Annotated in this window: 18 protein-coding genes; 13 read left to right on the forward strand and 5 right to left on the reverse strand. The window is 44.8% G+C overall.

Annotated features, from left to right (window positions below; translation table 11 throughout):
- Window positions 1-724: 724 nt before the first annotated feature.
- From AACX68_RS00925 to flgA, 3 genes are all read right to left on the reverse strand, one after another.
- Window positions 725-1165, reverse strand: a complete 441-nt coding sequence (locus tag AACX68_RS00925) for a flagella synthesis protein FlgN (protein WP_099109737.1) — start codon at window positions 1163-1165, stop codon at window positions 725-727.
- A 264-nt stretch (window positions 1166-1429) separates the two neighbouring features.
- The gene (gene flgM / locus AACX68_RS00930) at window positions 1430-1714 is read right to left on the reverse strand and encodes a flagellar biosynthesis anti-sigma factor FlgM (RefSeq protein WP_099109738.1); all 285 of its coding nucleotides are present in this window, start codon (window positions 1712-1714) and stop codon (window positions 1430-1432) included.
- A 122-nt stretch (window positions 1715-1836) separates the two neighbouring features.
- Window positions 1837-2508 carry a flagellar basal body P-ring formation chaperone FlgA gene (gene flgA / locus AACX68_RS00935; RefSeq protein ID WP_228860318.1) on the reverse strand — a complete coding sequence of 224 codons (672 nt, stop codon included), beginning with the start codon at window positions 2506-2508 and terminating at the stop codon, window positions 1837-1839.
- Between the two features lie 316 nt (window positions 2509-2824).
- Here flgA and flgB point away from each other — a divergent pair, with 316 nt between their 5' ends.
- The 12 genes from flgB (at window position 2825) to AACX68_RS00995 (ending at window position 13604) form a co-directional block, all read left to right on the forward strand.
- A complete protein-coding gene (gene flgB / locus AACX68_RS00940; RefSeq protein ID WP_099109740.1) occupies window positions 2825-3241 on the forward strand; it encodes a flagellar basal body rod protein FlgB in 417 nt (138 codons plus the stop codon).
- 5 nt (window positions 3242-3246) lie between these two features.
- On the forward strand, window positions 3247-3651 hold the full coding sequence (gene flgC, locus AACX68_RS00945) for a flagellar basal body rod protein FlgC (RefSeq protein ID WP_099109741.1): 405 nt from the start codon (window positions 3247-3249) through the stop codon (window positions 3649-3651).
- A gap of 13 nt (window positions 3652-3664) precedes the next feature.
- Window positions 3665-4357 carry a flagellar hook assembly protein FlgD gene (gene flgD / locus AACX68_RS00950; protein WP_228860319.1) on the forward strand — a complete coding sequence of 231 codons (693 nt, stop codon included), beginning with the start codon at window positions 3665-3667 and terminating at the stop codon, window positions 4355-4357.
- Window positions 4358-4372: 15 nt separating this feature from the next.
- Window positions 4373-5593: a flagellar hook protein FlgE gene (gene flgE / locus AACX68_RS00955; RefSeq protein ID WP_228860320.1), complete on the forward strand. Its 1221-nt coding sequence runs from the start codon at window positions 4373-4375 to the stop codon at window positions 5591-5593.
- A 36-nt stretch (window positions 5594-5629) separates the two neighbouring features.
- Window positions 5630-6385 (forward strand): flagellar basal body rod protein FlgF, encoded by a 756-nt coding sequence (locus AACX68_RS00960; RefSeq protein ID WP_228860321.1) that lies wholly within the window; start codon window positions 5630-5632, stop codon window positions 6383-6385.
- A 22-nt stretch (window positions 6386-6407) separates the two neighbouring features.
- Window positions 6408-7190, forward strand: coding sequence for a flagellar basal-body rod protein FlgG (gene flgG, locus AACX68_RS00965; RefSeq protein ID WP_099109745.1), 783 nt, complete (start codon window positions 6408-6410; stop codon window positions 7188-7190).
- Between the two features lie 82 nt (window positions 7191-7272).
- Window positions 7273-8052: a flagellar basal body L-ring protein FlgH gene (locus tag AACX68_RS00970; RefSeq protein WP_228860322.1), complete on the forward strand. Its 780-nt coding sequence runs from the start codon at window positions 7273-7275 to the stop codon at window positions 8050-8052.
- Window positions 8053-8067: 15 nt separating this feature from the next.
- Complete coding sequence (locus tag AACX68_RS00975; RefSeq protein WP_099120510.1) at window positions 8068-9186, forward strand: flagellar basal body P-ring protein FlgI; 1119 nt, start codon at window positions 8068-8070, stop codon at window positions 9184-9186.
- Entirely contained in the window at window positions 9186-10154 is a 969-nt protein-coding gene (gene flgJ, locus AACX68_RS00980; protein ID WP_228860323.1) for a flagellar assembly peptidoglycan hydrolase FlgJ, read from the forward strand. Before AACX68_RS00975 ends, flgJ begins: the two co-directional genes overlap by 1 nt.
- A 134-nt stretch (window positions 10155-10288) precedes the next feature.
- Window positions 10289-11929 carry a flagellar hook-associated protein FlgK gene (gene flgK / locus AACX68_RS00985; RefSeq protein WP_228860324.1) on the forward strand — a complete coding sequence of 547 codons (1641 nt, stop codon included), beginning with the start codon at window positions 10289-10291 and terminating at the stop codon, window positions 11927-11929.
- Between the two features lie 26 nt (window positions 11930-11955).
- A complete protein-coding gene (gene flgL, locus AACX68_RS00990; protein WP_228860325.1) occupies window positions 11956-12921 on the forward strand; it encodes a flagellar hook-associated protein FlgL in 966 nt (321 codons plus the stop codon).
- Between the two features lie 332 nt (window positions 12922-13253).
- Window positions 13254-13604 carry a DUF2645 family protein gene (locus AACX68_RS00995; RefSeq protein WP_228860326.1) on the forward strand — a complete coding sequence of 117 codons (351 nt, stop codon included), beginning with the start codon at window positions 13254-13256 and terminating at the stop codon, window positions 13602-13604.
- 82 nt (window positions 13605-13686) lie between these two features.
- Here AACX68_RS00995 and AACX68_RS01000 read toward each other — a convergent pair whose 3' ends face one another.
- A complete protein-coding gene (locus tag AACX68_RS01000; RefSeq protein WP_228860327.1) occupies window positions 13687-14016 on the reverse strand; it encodes an antibiotic biosynthesis monooxygenase family protein in 330 nt (109 codons plus the stop codon).
- Between the two features lie 130 nt (window positions 14017-14146).
- Between AACX68_RS01000 and AACX68_RS01005 the strand changes: the two genes are divergently transcribed.
- Window positions 14147-14830: an ArsR family transcriptional regulator gene (locus AACX68_RS01005; protein WP_228860328.1), complete on the forward strand. Its 684-nt coding sequence runs from the start codon at window positions 14147-14149 to the stop codon at window positions 14828-14830.
- 67 nt (window positions 14831-14897) lie between these two features.
- Here AACX68_RS01005 and AACX68_RS01010 read toward each other — a convergent pair whose 3' ends face one another.
- Window positions 14898-15824: a hypothetical protein gene (locus AACX68_RS01010; protein WP_228860329.1), complete on the reverse strand. Its 927-nt coding sequence runs from the start codon at window positions 15822-15824 to the stop codon at window positions 14898-14900.
- Between the last annotated feature and the right edge of the window lie 168 nt (window positions 15825-15992).

Consider the following 15992-nt stretch of genomic DNA (forward strand, 5'->3'; position numbering starts at 1 on the left):
ATTCTCTTGTTTTTCTAAAGTGGTAGATATGTTATTTTTATTAATGCATTATAATTTAGTTATCTACTACTTTTTATTTTGTCTAATGTTTTTATTTTTATCTTGTTTGTTGCTGAGGTTTAATTAATTTGGGTTTTAAACCCCTGTCTTAATTTATATCTATGATATTGAAATAGGTACTACATAAGAACCTTTAATAAATTCATTAATTTTTTTAAAGTGAAATGGATAACACAGCGATTTTAATAAATTCAATGTCTACTGTTTAGTATAGTACCTGATTGGTGTTTTTGTTATTTTTTATAGAAAAACCTCAGAGTTTTCTTTGTCACAACAATAATGATAATAAGTGATTATACTCTTTCATTTTTCCAGTTATTTGATTTTTAATCTGAGCTATACACAATGGATTTCAAGATGCATCGCGACGGCAAGGGAACTCATCCTCGGGAGCATAGATAACTATGTGACCGGGGTGAGTGAGCGTAGCTAACAAAGAGGCAACTTGAAAGACGAAGTGTATAGAAGTTGTGTAATCATCTGGCCATCATCTATAGGTTACAGGTTGTTCTATATTTATAACGATAAAAAATGGGACAGGTAAATAAAGTTAACGAGGGGATAATCCGTAAGAAGGGATGTCAATAAGCAAAAACAGACCTCTTATCACCGTTGATACACCAAGAGGTCTGTACATGACACATTAACTAAAAGGCTTTAAAAATCAAACGCTGATTTTATGACCTGATAATGCAGAATTACGGCGAGCCTGACCATCAGCGCCATAAAAAGAGGGGCTGTGATGACTCTTTAAAAAAGCAATTGCCTGACTATTCTGATCAATATGCTGTTCCAGCAAAAATCCGTTATGGGCATTCAAATCACGGATACGTTCAACCGTCTGGCTGATTTGATCCCACAATACAACCAGTATTTCATGATCGGCATAGGGGGCACTTACTTTTAGCGTTTCATTTAATTGCTGGCGCTTTCGCTCAGAATGATCAAGTGCCGAGAGTAAAAATGTTTTTTGCTCTGTCACACGATGTAAATGATTCGCTTCAATAAAGCCTTCGCTCAGGATACGTTGTTCTTCTGCCATCGTTATCGAAAGCGAATTTAAATGTGCGCTTTGCTGCTCAAGCAACAGTTGAAGTTCTTCCATTTATGGCCTTTATGATTTTGCTGGTTTATCTGTTTTAAACAACCACTGAAAGTATACCTAATGGATTTCAAGTTGCATTGTGGCAGCAAGGGAGTGACAAATTCGTCGGAAACGAATTTGCTCAGCCAAAAGCTGGCCTCCGGTGAGAGACTGAGCCTCTCGTTAATCCCCCGGGAGCATAGGCAACCGTATATCTATAAAAATGCTGACCGGGGTGAGCGAGTGCAGCTAACAAAGAAACAACTTGAAAGACGAGAGGTATTATCAGTTTTCAAGAGCTTCTCTGATCAGGGCATCAGCAATTTTGCCGCTATCCATGGTCAGAGTTCCTTTCGCTATCGCTTCTTTCAGCTGTTGTACTTTCTGGATATTAATGTCTTGACTACTTGGCTGAACCAGTTTTTTCTGTGCCTCGCTCAGTTTAACCTGCGTATCGGCGCTTTTTTCTGCAACAGCCACGGTCCTGCGAGTGCTATGGACACCTTCGTTGGAATTGCGTTGCTGTAAAGCCGCAATAGCCAGTAGAGGTTGAGTGCGTTCAATACTCATAATCGTAATCCTTTATTCAGGCATTATTTATTTGTCTTAGGTAGCAGGCGATATACCGCTGGCATGCCTGTAAATCATGGTCTGATGGTTATATCGGCTGAAAGCAATAAAACTTTAGACACTTATAACATCATTTTTACACTGCCATTTTCCTGAGCTTCTCCGGTAATAACCTGCCCGGAAACCAAACGGATACGGATATTATCAAAACTGGCAGCATTGTTAATCGCTTTTCCTTCATAACGTACCCGGAAATTTTGCCCATCTACGATGACGATGACATTTTGTCCGGCTTTAATCACCCACGGACGCCGGATCATATTGCTTGTGATGAGTTGTCCGGCGGGGATATTGCGGATGGCAATTCCATTTTTTACGGCCTTTTTATTATGAATGATGTTATTCGGTAGTTTGTCCAAATGACCCGTCTTGCTCTGAAAATCTTTTTCTGTCAGTACTGCGTTGCGCTGAATGGCCCGGTTTGAGACCAGATACGGGCCGGTAACACTGACGTAAATCTGCATAAAACGACGCTGTTGACCACAGTTAACAGGCAGTGAAATATTGCCCCAGTTTTTATTGCTCATAGGGGGATGTATGTCAGGCGATTCACACGTCGGCCATTGTTGTTCCGGTGTTTTGATTTCAACGGAAACTTTGTAGTTCGTACCGTGGTGAATTTGCCTGAAATAATCATTTATTGAGCGGGGTAAATCACTTCCCCATGCCAGAGAGCAGCCTAAAAACAAATTAAGGAAAAAGGTAACGGGTCCGATAAATTTTAATACAGACATTTTATCACCTTAATTTTCCTTACCTGACAGACCTAATACCCAACCCTAATAGGGTAGACCATGATTGCAAAAAATAATCAGTACCTGTTGCCGTTCTTCATTTCATTAACTCTATCTGACTAATTAATAGTGTAACGCGCTTGATTATTAGTTAATGGGATAAATAGCAAATCAATTTGTGTCTATTCTTCGAATCGGCTTTTTCTTCTGCGTTTATGCTGTTATCGCTCTTAATGCGTTACAGGGCTTGGTTCTACGGAATTAGCCCTACAAGAAAGGCTATAAATCTGGCTTAAAAAACAGGCGAGGGAGGAATATGCTCGATAAATTAGACGCCGCCTTTCATTTTCGACAGGAAGCTCTGGTACTCCGCAACCAGCGGCAGGAAATTCTGTCTGCAAACATTGCCAATGCGGATACCCCCGGCTATCAGGCACGCGATATCGATTTTGCCGCTCAGTTAAAAAAAGTGATGGATCACGGGCGGGTTACTGGGAATGGAATTGGGCTGACTCTGACTTCCAATCGACATATTCCCATTCAGCCCCAGCAACGTCTGGAGATGGATCTGTTGTATCGGGTTCCTCATCAGACAGCTATGGATGGAAATACCGTTGACATGGATATGGAACGCAGCAATTTTGCAGATAACAGTCTGAAATATCAGGCTGAACTTACGATGACGAATGCTCAAATCAAAAGCATGATGTCAGTTCTACAGTCACAAGGATAATGGGAATGTCTCTACTCAGTATTTTTGATATTGCCGGCTCCGCGCTTTCTGCTCAGTCCCAGCGACTGAATGTCAGTGCCAGCAATATGGCGAATGCCGATAGTATCGTCGGGCCGGATGGCGAGCCTTATCGCGCCAAGCAGGTTGTATTCCGTGTCGCTGCTCCGGCAGGGCAGGAAGTTGGTGGTGTACGTGTCAGCGAAGTGGTGGATGATCCAACTCCTTTCCGCCTTGAATACCAGCCGGGTAACCCACTGGCGGATGAAAAAGGCTATGTACGTATGCCGAATGTGGATGTCGTCGGAGAAATGGTCAATACCATCTCTGCTTCCCGCAGCTATCAGGCCAATATTGAAGTGCTCAATACCACCAAGTCCATCATGCTGAAAACCCTGACTCTGGGTCAGTAACAGGAATTCCATTATGGCAGTTACTGCTTCAATCAATGACTCTCTGGATAATTCAACAATTGGTGAATTAGCCAGTAGCCCCAAAAAAAAGCAAGACAGCAATGATATTAAAGATAACTTTCTGAATCTGCTGGTTGCGCAACTTAAGAATCAGGATCCAACCAATCCCATGCAAAACAATGAACTGACTACGCAGCTTGCGCAGATCAGTACAGTGGAAGGGATTGAGAAACTGAATAAATCGCTGGGCGCTGTTGTCAGCCAGATGGAAGGCAATCAGGCCATGCAGACGACCCAATTGATTGGTCGGGGTGTTATGACTCCCGGTGATAAAATTTTAGTCGGTTCCAATGAGGAGAAAGGGCTCAGTACAACGCCGTTTGGCTTTGAACTGAGCCGACCTGCCGATAATGTAAAAGTAACCATCAAAGATAAGAATGGTGCGGTAGTGCGGGAACTGGATATCGGTAAGTTAAATACTGGTGTCCATAGCTTCGTATGGGATGGAAAAAACGCGGATAGCAAGGAAGTTGCAGACGGAGCATACAGTTTTACTGTTTCTGCAAGCTATCAGGATCAAGCGTTAGTGACACTTCCGCTGACATATGCCGTAGTAAATGGCGTCACGCGGGGTGAGGACGGCACTAAATTAGATTTAGGGCTGGCGGGTTCGGTAACCATGGATAAAGTTCGTCAGATTCTTTAACAAAACGGAGGACATATGGCTTTTTCACAGGCAGTCAGTGGCTTAAATGCCGCAGCAAGTAACCTGGACGTAATCGGTAACAATATTGCGAACTCAGCAACATTCGGTTTTAAATCGAGTTCAGCGGCGTTTGCCGATGTATTTAGTGGTTCAGAAGTAGGTTTGGGCGTTAAAGTTTCTGGCATGGTTCAGAACTTTAAAGATGGTTCAACCACTACGACTAACCGTCAATTAGATATGGCCATCACGCAGGGCGGTTTTTTCCGCATGCTGGATGAAAACGGTAACATTTTTTATTCCCGTAACGGTCAGTTCAAAATGGACTCAGACCGTACTCTGATCAACATGCAGGGTATGAAGCTGACGGGTTACCCGGCAGTACAGGGACCAAACGGGCCTGAAATTCAACGTGGTGCAGCACCGGGACCAATCGCTATCGCAACAGATATGCTGGATGCGAAAGCGACTACAAAGGTTACGATGACAACTAACCTGAATTCGATGAATAAAGCTATCGACGCAGCTGCGAACCCGTTTGACCCTGCCAAAAAAGACAGTTTTAACTACAGCACGGGTATGTCCGTATACGATAGTCTGGGTAATGAACATAACGTGAATATTTTCTTCGTCAAGACCGAAGATAACAAATGGGAAATTCATGCACAGGATACTTCTGTAGCAGGTTCTGCGGCCCAGAAACTGGGTAATGTAGAATTTGACAATAATGGTCGTATTAAAGGCAATGACAACGCATTTGCATTTAATATGCCAGCACTGAATGGCTCTAATCCTGCGGCGATCAATATCGATTTTAACGGCAGTAAACAGCAGAGCATTCAGCAGGATTCGGTTTCCAACCTGCAACAAGACGGCTATGAAGCGGGTCACTTCACTAATTATCGTGTAGATGCTGACGGCAAAATTTACGGTATTTATTCTAACCAGCAGACTCAGGTTCTGGGACAGGTTGTTCTGGCTAACTTCTCTAACCCGGAAGGTCTGGCATCACAAGGTGATAACGTTTGGGTGGAAACTGGCGCATCCGGCAGCCCGGTTGTGGGTACAGCGGGTTCCGGTAACTTCGGTAAGCTGATCAGCGGTGCGCTGGAAGCCTCAAACGTCGATATGAGTCAGGAACTGGTCAATATGATCGTCGCTCAGCGTAACTATCAATCCAACGCCCAGACCATCAAGACTCAGGATCAAATCCTGCAAACTCTGGTCAGCATGCGTTAATAATCTCAGGCGTATAGCTTTTTTGGAGATCGCTTTATGGATCACGTTATATACACCGCTATGGGAGCCGCGCGCCAGACACTGGAACATCAGGCTGTCACTGCCAACAATCTGGCTAACGCTTCGACGCCGGGCTTTAAAGCCCAGCTTGCTGCGCTGCGTGCTGTCCCCATTGAAGGTGAAACCCTGCCGACCCGTACTTTGGTTGTGGCTTCGACTCCCGGCATGGATAGCCGTCAGGGGCCGATGAATTATACCGCCCGCCAGTTGGACGTTGCTGTCGGACAAGGCGGTTATCTGGCTGTTCAGCTTGAAGACGGGACAGAAGCCTATACCCGTAACGGTAACATCCAGATTTCACCGGAAGGGCAACTGACAGTACAGGGACGCATGTTGATGGGTGAGAACGGGCCGATTGATGTTCCGCCACAGGCTGAACTGACTCTTGCCGGAGATGGTGCTATCTCTGCCCTGATTGCCAGCGATCCTCCGACTTTGCTGGGGCAGATTGGCAAACTGAAAATTGTCAAACCGGAAGCGGGGCAGGTCGTGCGCGGTGATGATGGATTATTCCATTTAACGCCACAGGCGCGGGAACAGCAGGGCGACGAACTGGCAGCGAGCACCGAAGTAAAAATCATGCCGGGTGTACTGGAGGGCAGCAATGTGAATCCAGTAGAAAGCATGGTGAATATGATCGCTAACGCGCGTCGTTTTGAGATGCAGATGAAAGTCATACACAGTTCCGATGAAAACGCTCAGCGAGCGAATCAAATTCTCGCAATGAGCTAAGCCGGAAACAGAGGATAAATTCATGATCCGTTCTTTATGGGTTGCCAAGACTGGGCTGGATGCTCAGCAAACAAATATGGACGTTATTGCCAACAACCTGGCAAACGTCAGCACGAATGGTTTTAAACGTCAGCGCGCGGTGTTTGAAGATTTGCTTTATCAAACTGAACGTCAGCCCGGTGCGATGTCGTCTGAACAGACTAACCTGCCATCCGGTTTGCAGATTGGTACTGGGGTTCGTCCGGTAGCAACTGAACGACTGCATAGTCAGGGTAATCTGGCTCAGACCAACAACAGCAAGGACGTGGCAGTCAAAGGACAGGGTTTCTTCCAGATCCAGATGCCTGATGGCACAACCGGCTATACCCGCGATGGTTCATTTCAGGTGGATCAGAATGGTCAGCTGGTGACAGCGGGTGGCTTTCAGGTCATGCCTGCCATCATTATTCCGGACAATGCCACCAAAATGAGCATTGCCCGTGATGGTATTGTCAGCGTCAACGTACAGGGGCAGAACGCACCACAGCAGATCGGGCAACTGACACTGACGACTTTCATTAACGAAAGTGGTCTGGAAAGTATTGGTGAGAACCTGTATCTGGAAACCAACAGTTCCGGTATTCCGGTCGAAAACGCGCCGGGCATCAATGGTGCCGGATTGTTGTATCAGGGTTATGTTGAAACCTCTAACGTCAACGTGGCGGAAGAGCTGGTCAATATGATTCAGGTTCAGCGAGCCTACGAAATTAACAGTAAGGCAGTATCAACATCTGATCAGATGCTGCAAAAACTTACCCAGTTATAATCTAATCATTAATCAGTAGGGATTTATACCCAGAGGGTATAAACCCTTCATGATTACTGCGATAAACATAAGAGCATCGAAGATGGATACAATGCCCGTTGCTGAAAGCCATACTGAAAATCCTGTGGCTGATAGCTGTGCCGGTTTACGGAAAAACCGGGGAAATAAGCGGCGTATCAGCAGAACTGCGGCGGTACTCGCATTGTCAGTACTGACATTAGGGGGATGTGCTTATATGCCGCACAAACCACTGGTGAAAGGGGTGACAACTGCCAAGCCAACCGAAGCACCTGCGCCAGCGCCGAATGGTTCTGTTTTTCAGACCGTCCAGCCAGTTTACTATGGTTATCAGCCATTGTTTGAAGACCGTCGTCCACGCAATATCGGTGATACGCTAACTATTATCCTGCAAGAAAATGTCAGTGCGAGCAAAAACTCTTCCGCCAATGCCAGTCGTAGCGGTAAAACGGGTTTCCTTGCTGCTGTGACACCTCGTTTCTTAGAGGGCGTGATTGGTGGAGGTAAAACCGATATTGAGATGGAAGGTAACAGTGAGTTTGGTGGCAAAGGTGGAGCGAATGCCAACAATACTTTCCGGGGCACCATTACTGTGACTGTGGATCACTTGCTGGCAAACGGTAACCTGCATGTTATCGGCGAAAAACAAATTGCCATCAATCAGGGAACGGAATTTATCCGCTTCTCCGGCGTTGTGAATCCGCGCACTATCAGCGGCAGTAATACAGTCAGCTCCAATCAGGTTGCGGATGCCCGCATTGAGTATGTTGGCGATGGTTATATTAATGAAGCGCAGCATATGGGCTGGTTACAACGTTTCTTTATGAATATCTCACCGTTTTAAAAGAGGATGGTCAGGATGAAAAAATTAGTCGCCAGCCTTTTTACGTTGGTGCTGGTACTGTTCAATACGTTCGCACCGACCAGCGCTTTTGCTGAACGCATTCGTGATTTGACGACGATTGAAGGTATCAGGGATAACGCACTGATTGGTTATGGTTTAGTGGTCGGGCTGGATGGAACGGGTGACCAGACCATGCAGACCCCTTTCACCACGCAAAGCCTGAATAATATGTTGTCACAGTTGGGTATTACTGTGCCCCCCGGCACGAATATGCAGCTTAAAAACGTGGCTGCTGTGATGGTGACAGCCAAGCTGCCACCTTTTGCACGTTCAGGGCAAAATATTGATGTAGTGGTTTCTTCACTGGGTAATGCCAAAAGTCTGCGCGGCGGTACATTGCTGATGACGCCGCTGAAAGGTGTGGATAATCAGGTATACGCACTGGCTCAGGGTAATATTCTGGTTGGTGGTGCTGGTGTCAGTGCTGGCGGTAACAGCGTAAAAATCAACCAGCTGGCAGGTGGGCGCATTTCTAATGGTGCAGTCATTGAGCGGGAATTGCCGACGCGGTTCGGACAGAAAGGGACTCTGAATCTGCAACTGAATGAGGATGATTTCAGTCTGGCGCAGCAAATCAGTGATGCAGTCAACCGCCTGCAAGGCGTGGGTACGGCAACAGCACTGGATTCCCGCACAGTACAGCTGCGTCTGCCAATAGAAAACAGTGAGCAGGTGAAATTTCTGTCACAGGTGCAGAATCTGAATATTCGCGTTGATGCCGGTGATGCCAAAGTGATTTTCAACTCCCGTACCGGATCGCTGGTGATGAACCGCAATGTCACACTGGATAGCTGTGCGATTGCGCATGGCAGCCTGTCTGTGATTGTTGAACGTCAGACCGCAGTCAGCCAGCCGGATACTCCGTTGGCGGGTGGTAATACTGTCGTAACCCGTAATACCGGTGTTGGTATTCAGGAACAGGGCGGTGTGCTACAGAAAGTCAACTCCAGTGCGAATCTGACTCAGGTTATCCGTGCACTGAACGCATTGGGTGCAACACCGACAGACTTAATGTCGATTCTACAGGCGATGGAAAGTGCAGGCTGCTTACGGGCGAAGCTGGAGATTATCTGATGAATGATTTTCTGTCGATGCCGACTGCGGCTTATGATGTGAATTCACTTCATTCACTGAAAGCCAAATTATCACAGGAACCACAACAGGGGCTACGGCAGGTAGCCCAACAACTGGAAGGTGTATTTGTTCAGATGATGCTGAAAAGTATGCGTTCCTCGTTGCCGCAGGACGGCATGTTAAGCAGTGACCAGACGCGTTTTTATACTTCGATGTACGATCAACAGATTGCGCAGGATCTTTCCCAAAAGGGGCTGGGATTTGCCGATATGATCGTCAAACAAGTTTCCGGTGCGAACAGTGCTCCCAGTGAACTGGCCGGAACCGTGCCGATGCCGCTGGGCAATGACATCCTGCATACGCTGCCGACACAAGCGCTGGAGCAGTTTCTACGCCGGGCGATGCCCGAAAAAAGCCTGTCTGATAAATCCTCTTCAGGGGGCACACAGTCAAAATCTCTGCCAATAAACAGTTCCAGTTTTGTTTCCATGCTTTCCATACCGGCACAGATAGCCAGTCAGCAAAGTGGCATTCCTCATTTGTTGATTATTGCACAGGCGGCGCTGGAATCTGGCTGGGGTCAGCGGGAAATACTGACTGAAGAAGGTAAACCGAGCCATAACCTGTTTGGTATCAAGGCGGGTAAAAACTGGAAGGGCGCGGTCACCAATATCATGACAACCGAGTATGTGAATGGTGAGCCGCAAAAAATGCGTGACAGTTTCCGGGTCTATGATTCTTATCTGGAAGCCGTCACGGATTACGTCAGGCTGCTGACGGAAAACCCCCGCTACGCCAAAGTCGCACAGTCAGTGACCGCCGAGCAGGGGGCTCATTCTTTGCAGGAAGCAGGCTATGCCACAGACCCCGGTTATGCGCAGAAACTGGTCTCACTGATCCAGCAATTAAAGAGTAACGGCACTCAGATGGTAAAAGCCTACACCTACGATTTTGATGATTTGTTCTGAGTCACCGCCCAAATCATTTTTGTTCAAGGTTCAGGTTCTTCTGCCGATAACTTTTACAGAGAATTTATACCGATAACGATAGCAGTCATGTCTCTCTGAATAGAGGCAGAGCGAAAACGTAAAAGGATCTACACATGTCCAACAGTCTTATGAATACTGCGATGAGCGGTATTAATGCCGCTCAGGTGGCAATGGGTGTAGTAAGTAATAATATTGCCAACTCCAAAAGTGAGGGCTATAACCGACAGAACACCGTCATGACGCAAAATAATGGAACTATGTCCCCGGTGGGTTTTATAGGTAACGGAACAACGGTTACGACTATTAACCGTGAATACAGCGAATTTATTAACCAGCAGTTCAATTCAGCTCAGACTAAACACTCTGCGTTAAAGTCATATAACGAACAGATAACTAAGATCAACAATCTGTTGGCCGATAAAGACACCAGCCTTTCCAATTCTTTCGAAGATTTTTTCAAAAGCATCGGTACTGTTGAGAGCAATGCAGAAGACAGTGCGGCAAGAACCACGGTTTTAGGCAAAGCGGAAGGCTTGGTCAGTCGTTTTAAAGAAGCTGATGAATTTCTGCGCCAGCTTGATAGTGGCATCAATTCGCAGATTGAGCAGAATGTCAAAGAAATCAACAAATATGCAGAAGAAATTGCCAAGCTGAATAACGAAATCATCCGTATGCGTGGTACTGGCACGGGTGAACCGCTGGCATTGCTGGATAAACGTGATCTGGCAGTCAATAAATTAAACCAGTTGGTGGAAGTGAATGTTACTCAGCAGGATGGTGGCGTTTATAACGTCTCATTCGGTGGTGGTATGTCACTGGTATCAGGCAGTAAATCCTACCGTATGGAAGCCATTCCATCCAGTGCTGACAGCGGCCGTATTACACTGGGTTATAACAACGGCACAGTAGGTACGAGAGAAATTGATGAGCGTTTCATTTCTGGTGGCGCGTTGGGTGGAGCATTGCGTGTTCGCAGCGAAGTAGTTGACTCGACCCGTAATGAACTGAACCAACTGGCACTGGTGATGGCGGATCAGTTTAATAAAGTACAACACGGTGGTTTTGATCTGGAAGGCAAGGAAGGGGTTAATTTCTTCAATTTCACATCGTCGGAAATTATTTCCAGCAGCGATAACAAAGGCACGGCTGAGATTAAGGTGGAATATGCGGATTCCACGAAAGTCAAAGCCAGCGATTACACCCTCAAATATGAAGGTGGAGACTGGAAAGTTCAGCGTGTTTCTGATCGTGAAATGGTTGCTGTCACCAAAAATGGCAATACGCTGGAATTCGATGGACTGAAAGTCGAAATCACAGCGACTGATGCACAGGAACACGATAAATATACCCTGAAAACTGTCGGCAATGTTATCGCAACACTGGAAGTAAATCTCAAGGATTCCTCCCAACTGGCAACCGCCAGCGAGAAAGGTGCCGGCCCAAGTGATAACCGCAACGCGAAGAAATTCCTTGAATTACAGGATAAGCGTCTGGTGGATGGCAAGGCTTCTTTTTCCGGCGCTTATGCCTCATTGGTTAGTACTGTCGGTAGTAAAGCCAACAGCGCACAAATCAGCGTTGAAACACAGGGCCATATCGTTGATAAATTGAAAGAAACCCGTGAATCAATTTCCGGCGTTAATATGGATGAAGAGTACGGCGAATTGCAGCGTATGCAGCAGTATTATCTGGCAAACGCCCGTGTGATCCAGACGGCGACGACGTTGTTCGATGCTATTTTAGGCATTCGCTGATAAAAGGAATAATAAGGAGTAATACTGTGCGTGTAAGTACGAATCAATTATACGGCCAGAAAATGGATGGAATTTTTGGTGCTCAGTCCAAATGGATGAAATATGGTGAGCAACTGTCCAGCGGACGCCGGGTTATTAACCCATCTGATGATCCTCTGGCGGCATCGCAGAACATTATGGTTTCTCAGTCTGAATCGAAAAACCAGCAGTTTGCCACTGCGCGTATTTTTGCCAAAAATGCAATGTCATCCCAGCTGAGCATTACAGCGAATGCCGTTAAGGTAACAACGAATGTGTTTGAGACTTTAGTGGCAGCAGCAGATGAACAAAGTGATCAGGATCGTTCATCCTATGCACAGCAATTGCAGGGTTTTAAAGAGGAACTGTTAAACCTTGCTAATAAAACCGATGGCAATGGCCGTTATATTTTTGCTGGCTATAAAACAGATGTGCCGCCTTTTTCGGCGGATAAAGATGGCAAAGTCACTTATGTTGGTGGGTCTGAAAAAATCACCCAGAAGGTGGATGATAACCGCTCAATGGTGATTGCTCATACCGGAAAACAGGTTTTTTTATCCTCGCCCCCTAATCCGATTAAAGAACCTGATGGAATAACTGATAGTGAGTCTGATATTTTTGCCACTATCGATATGGCTATCAAAGCCTTAAAAGAACCATACAGTTCAGCGACTGAAGAAAAGAAAAACCAAGCGGCGGAGCTTATCAACAAAGCTAACCGTGGTATTCGTAATAGCCTGAATAACCTATCTTCTGTTGAAGCAGTACTGGGTTTACAGCTTCAGGAACTGGAACAGTTGGATTCTCTGGGTAGTGAACGCAGTATTGCCAACAAAGTTCGCTCAGGGGAGTTAGTTGATGTGGACTGGACTTCCACGATTTCCAACTATTATCAGCAACAGGCTTCTTTGCAGGCTTCTTTCAAAGCATTTACTGATTTAAAAGGAATGTCTTTGTTTGAGATGTATAGATAATACAATCTAATTTAATTCTGTGATTTCCGGCTCTTATCTGTTTGCGATAAGAGCCTTTTACTTCCTCTTTGGCTCCTTAATAACGCTTTGTTATTAATTGTTTTAATCGCTTATACCTCTTAATATGTATTGAGTTCTTTTGCATTCAGTAAATCCCTTCTATTTTTCTTATTATATTATTTTATCTTGTGATCGAGATCTTATCTTTGATAGGTAAGAAGAATCACGTATTAAGTTTTTTGATATAAACGTTTCAGATTTAAGTTAGTGAGCTTAGGAAAGGATTAAATCTCGTCTTATGCCTTATAAACAGATAAGAAAAACAAATGTGCATGAAAACTCTAAATATACTCGCCTGTATTACTTTTATTTTGTTCAGTACGACATTGATAGGTTGCTTGTCAACTGTTGATTATGAATGGACAATCGGAGAGGAAGGAATAAATACCGTTTGTGATGTGGTCGGCTCTTTTGTTATTAATGATGACAGGGTATTGACTGCACCTTTATGTCTGTTTTTTTTGCTGCCTTTTCTGCTGATATTTGTCGTAAAAGGAGTAAAAACTTTTTCAGTGTGTAAATTCAAATCGATCAGCTATATGTTGATTGCAGGATTTGCAATAGGATACTGGTACTGGATGTTCTTCGGCCGATTAATGGGATGCTCATTTGCTGCGTATTAGCTGTGCCTAATACAATTTATGGCTTAAAAGGTGGCGAGTATATCGGGAGATGCTGGCAACCGATCTCCCGATAGCTCAGGGTTTAATCTTCCTTTGGCACTTCTTCCCGTTCATACATGCCATAATCACGAATAATGGCTGAGACTCTCAATTTATAATCTGCAAATACCCCATTGCGTCCTAATATTTGTGCTTCCCGGTGTTGGCAGGTATTCCGCCACTGTTTAACAGATTCCTCATCCCGCCAATAGGATAATGAAAGATATTTATTATTTTGAGACAGACTTTGAAAGCGTTCGACCGAAATAAAGCCCGGAATAGTATCCAGAAGTGGTCTTAGCATGGTTGCGGCGTCAAAGTAACGTTCACTCTGGTTTTCTGCGATTTCGACTTCAAATATAACTGCTAACATTATCGTTTCCTTGAAGAATAGAAAACGCAATCATATATTGCCGTTTTGACGGTTACTTCGTTGGGTAGCGAAATATACTCTTCGTTTTTCAAGTAGCCTCTTTACTGGCTGTATCAGGTATGGGATAGATATGTGTGAATTAACTCTGGAGAAAAAAGTCACTGTAGTTTCTGCATTATTAGCGGATCGTGCCCGTATCTGTATGCTATTTCTGATGATGGACGGGCGTGCTTACACAGCGACTGAATTAAGCACTGCTGCTGATATAGCACCTTCGACAGCCAGTGCGCATTTAAGCCGGTTAGTAGAACAAAATCTGGTGAGCTGTATTAAGCAGGGGCGGTACCGTTATTTTAAAATTTATAGTAAAGAAGTCGCAGTATTGCTGGAAAGCATGATGTGTTTTGTGAATAGCGAAAGTTTCGGGGTTGTGAAAACGTCTACACCAAAATCATTGCGTTCCTTCCGAACTTGCTATGACCATATGGCCGGAGAAATCGCCGTAAAAATTCATAACAGTCTGTTGTCCCGCTTTTGGATAACGGATGATTACCACTTAACGCCACAGGGGAAAGAATTTTTCTTTTCTCTTGGCCTGAGCTTGGATGAGAAAACAATTTCCGGACGAAAATTTGCCTGCTCCTGTCTTGACTGGAGTGAGCGATATTTCCACCTTGGTGGTTTTCTGGGTTCATCGCTCCTGAATATTTTTTTGCAGAAAAAATGGGCTATCCGGCAATTGGATAGTCGGGAACTGACGTTGACAGAGACAGGAATGCGGGCACTTAAACAGCGGTTTGGTGTGGAAATATAGGTGGTATTTTTACACCACCTATGTCCAACAAAAAGGCAATCTGAAAGACGAAAAGTATAAATACATTCTACAACTCAACACCTTTATAACCAGCCAGAATCTGAGCCCATTCCTGTCGGGCAAACCATTTTTGGGTCTCTGCGTTGTAATGCATATCATCGGGAGTAAATACTCCAAATTGGGTGGAGATCCCGTTATAGTTTGGTGCCTTTCTGGCATCGACGAGTGTTCGGTACTCAGGATTAGCCGCAATCACACTATTTATTGCTTCGGAAACATAGCTGGTATTAAGGGGATCAAACCAGACTGAAAGCGGGTAATAAAATCTCCACGGTATATTGCGGGATCCTATGGCATCACTAAGGCCGGTAACGATACGGGTAAAGTTCATTTCTGCGGCTTTTGCTGCGGCTAAACTTTCAGTTTCTGCTTCCCACTGATTCCAGTGAACGGCCAGTATGCGGGGTTTTTTACCCATTTTGCGCAGGGAATTCACTGCCATCCTTAATGTTCTGACTGCACGGGGGTAGAGGGATTCTACATCATCAGGGTCCCGCTCTGGCGCCCAACGGTTATCAGGAGTATCGGGTAAATACATTCCTTGCCCACCGTACCCCATAAGAATGACATAAAGATCAGGTAAATGAAGAGTATTACCGGTGTTAATATGATTTTGCCAATAGCGGGCAAAACGATTGGCGATATTAACCGGATGATCCTGATTACCCCGCTGTAAACCACACGGAGCACCAATATTGGCATGGCCAAAACTCGTCAGGCCTGTCCAGTTAATAGTTGAAAAATTGACGCTGTAAACTTCAGGCAGGGACAGGGTAAATACATTATTTAAACCCTGAGTAATTGCTTCATCTGGTGCCAATTGAGTGGCGTGACCGTAACTATTTGACTGCCCAAGAACAACTAATAGTGGAGCATCATTGTTTCTCCACGGCAGGGATTTTACTTCAGAGGAGGACAAAATTTTATCTATCATGAAGATCTCCTTTAGTATTTTAAATCTGATTTATATAAAGGCGATACTTTTTTACATAATAGAAATTAACTTTTTTCTTAAAAAGATCAATAGATAATATGTTTTAATTATCTAATTTAATAAGATAGTCAGTATATGAGTTAGATTTCAATAGAGAGATTTATTAAT

Origin of the sequence: Xenorhabdus sp. PB61.4, assembly GCF_963894935.1 — a bacterium.
GTDB classification, from domain to species: Bacteria; Pseudomonadota; Gammaproteobacteria; order Enterobacterales; family Enterobacteriaceae; genus Xenorhabdus; species Xenorhabdus stockiae.

What these genes read in the sequence shown, in the direction of transcription:
- AACX68_RS00925 (WP_099109737.1), bottom strand. Translation starts at nt 1,165, where the DNA reads ATGGAAGAACTTCAACTGTTGCTTGAGCAGCAAAGCGCACATTTAAAT.
- AACX68_RS01010 (WP_228860329.1), bottom strand. Translation starts at nt 15,824, where the DNA reads ATGATAGATAAAATTTTGTCCTCCTCTGAAGTAAAATCCCTGCCGTGG.
- flgG (WP_099109745.1), top strand. Translation starts at nt 6,408, where the DNA reads ATGATCCGTTCTTTATGGGTTGCCAAGACTGGGCTGGATGCTCAGCAA.
- flgK (WP_228860324.1), top strand. Translation starts at nt 10,289, where the DNA reads ATGTCCAACAGTCTTATGAATACTGCGATGAGCGGTATTAATGCCGCT.
- AACX68_RS00960 (WP_228860321.1), top strand. Translation starts at nt 5,630, where the DNA reads ATGGATCACGTTATATACACCGCTATGGGAGCCGCGCGCCAGACACTG.
- AACX68_RS00995 (WP_228860326.1), top strand. Translation starts at nt 13,254, where the DNA reads ATGAAAACTCTAAATATACTCGCCTGTATTACTTTTATTTTGTTCAGT.
- AACX68_RS00970 (WP_228860322.1), top strand. Translation starts at nt 7,273, where the DNA reads ATGGATACAATGCCCGTTGCTGAAAGCCATACTGAAAATCCTGTGGCT.
- flgJ (WP_228860323.1), top strand. Translation starts at nt 9,186, where the DNA reads ATGAATGATTTTCTGTCGATGCCGACTGCGGCTTATGATGTGAATTCA.
- flgE (WP_228860320.1), top strand. Translation starts at nt 4,373, where the DNA reads ATGGCTTTTTCACAGGCAGTCAGTGGCTTAAATGCCGCAGCAAGTAAC.
- AACX68_RS01000 (WP_228860327.1), bottom strand. Translation starts at nt 14,016, where the DNA reads ATGTTAGCAGTTATATTTGAAGTCGAAATCGCAGAAAACCAGAGTGAA.
- AACX68_RS00975 (WP_099120510.1), top strand. Translation starts at nt 8,068, where the DNA reads ATGAAAAAATTAGTCGCCAGCCTTTTTACGTTGGTGCTGGTACTGTTC.
- flgD (WP_228860319.1), top strand. Translation starts at nt 3,665, where the DNA reads ATGGCAGTTACTGCTTCAATCAATGACTCTCTGGATAATTCAACAATT.
- flgM (WP_099109738.1), bottom strand. Translation starts at nt 1,714, where the DNA reads ATGAGTATTGAACGCACTCAACCTCTACTGGCTATTGCGGCTTTACAG.
- flgA (WP_228860318.1), bottom strand. Translation starts at nt 2,508, where the DNA reads ATGTCTGTATTAAAATTTATCGGACCCGTTACCTTTTTCCTTAATTTG.
- flgC (WP_099109741.1), top strand. Translation starts at nt 3,247, where the DNA reads ATGTCTCTACTCAGTATTTTTGATATTGCCGGCTCCGCGCTTTCTGCT.
- flgB (WP_099109740.1), top strand. Translation starts at nt 2,825, where the DNA reads ATGCTCGATAAATTAGACGCCGCCTTTCATTTTCGACAGGAAGCTCTG.
- AACX68_RS01005 (WP_228860328.1), top strand. Translation starts at nt 14,147, where the DNA reads ATGTGTGAATTAACTCTGGAGAAAAAAGTCACTGTAGTTTCTGCATTA.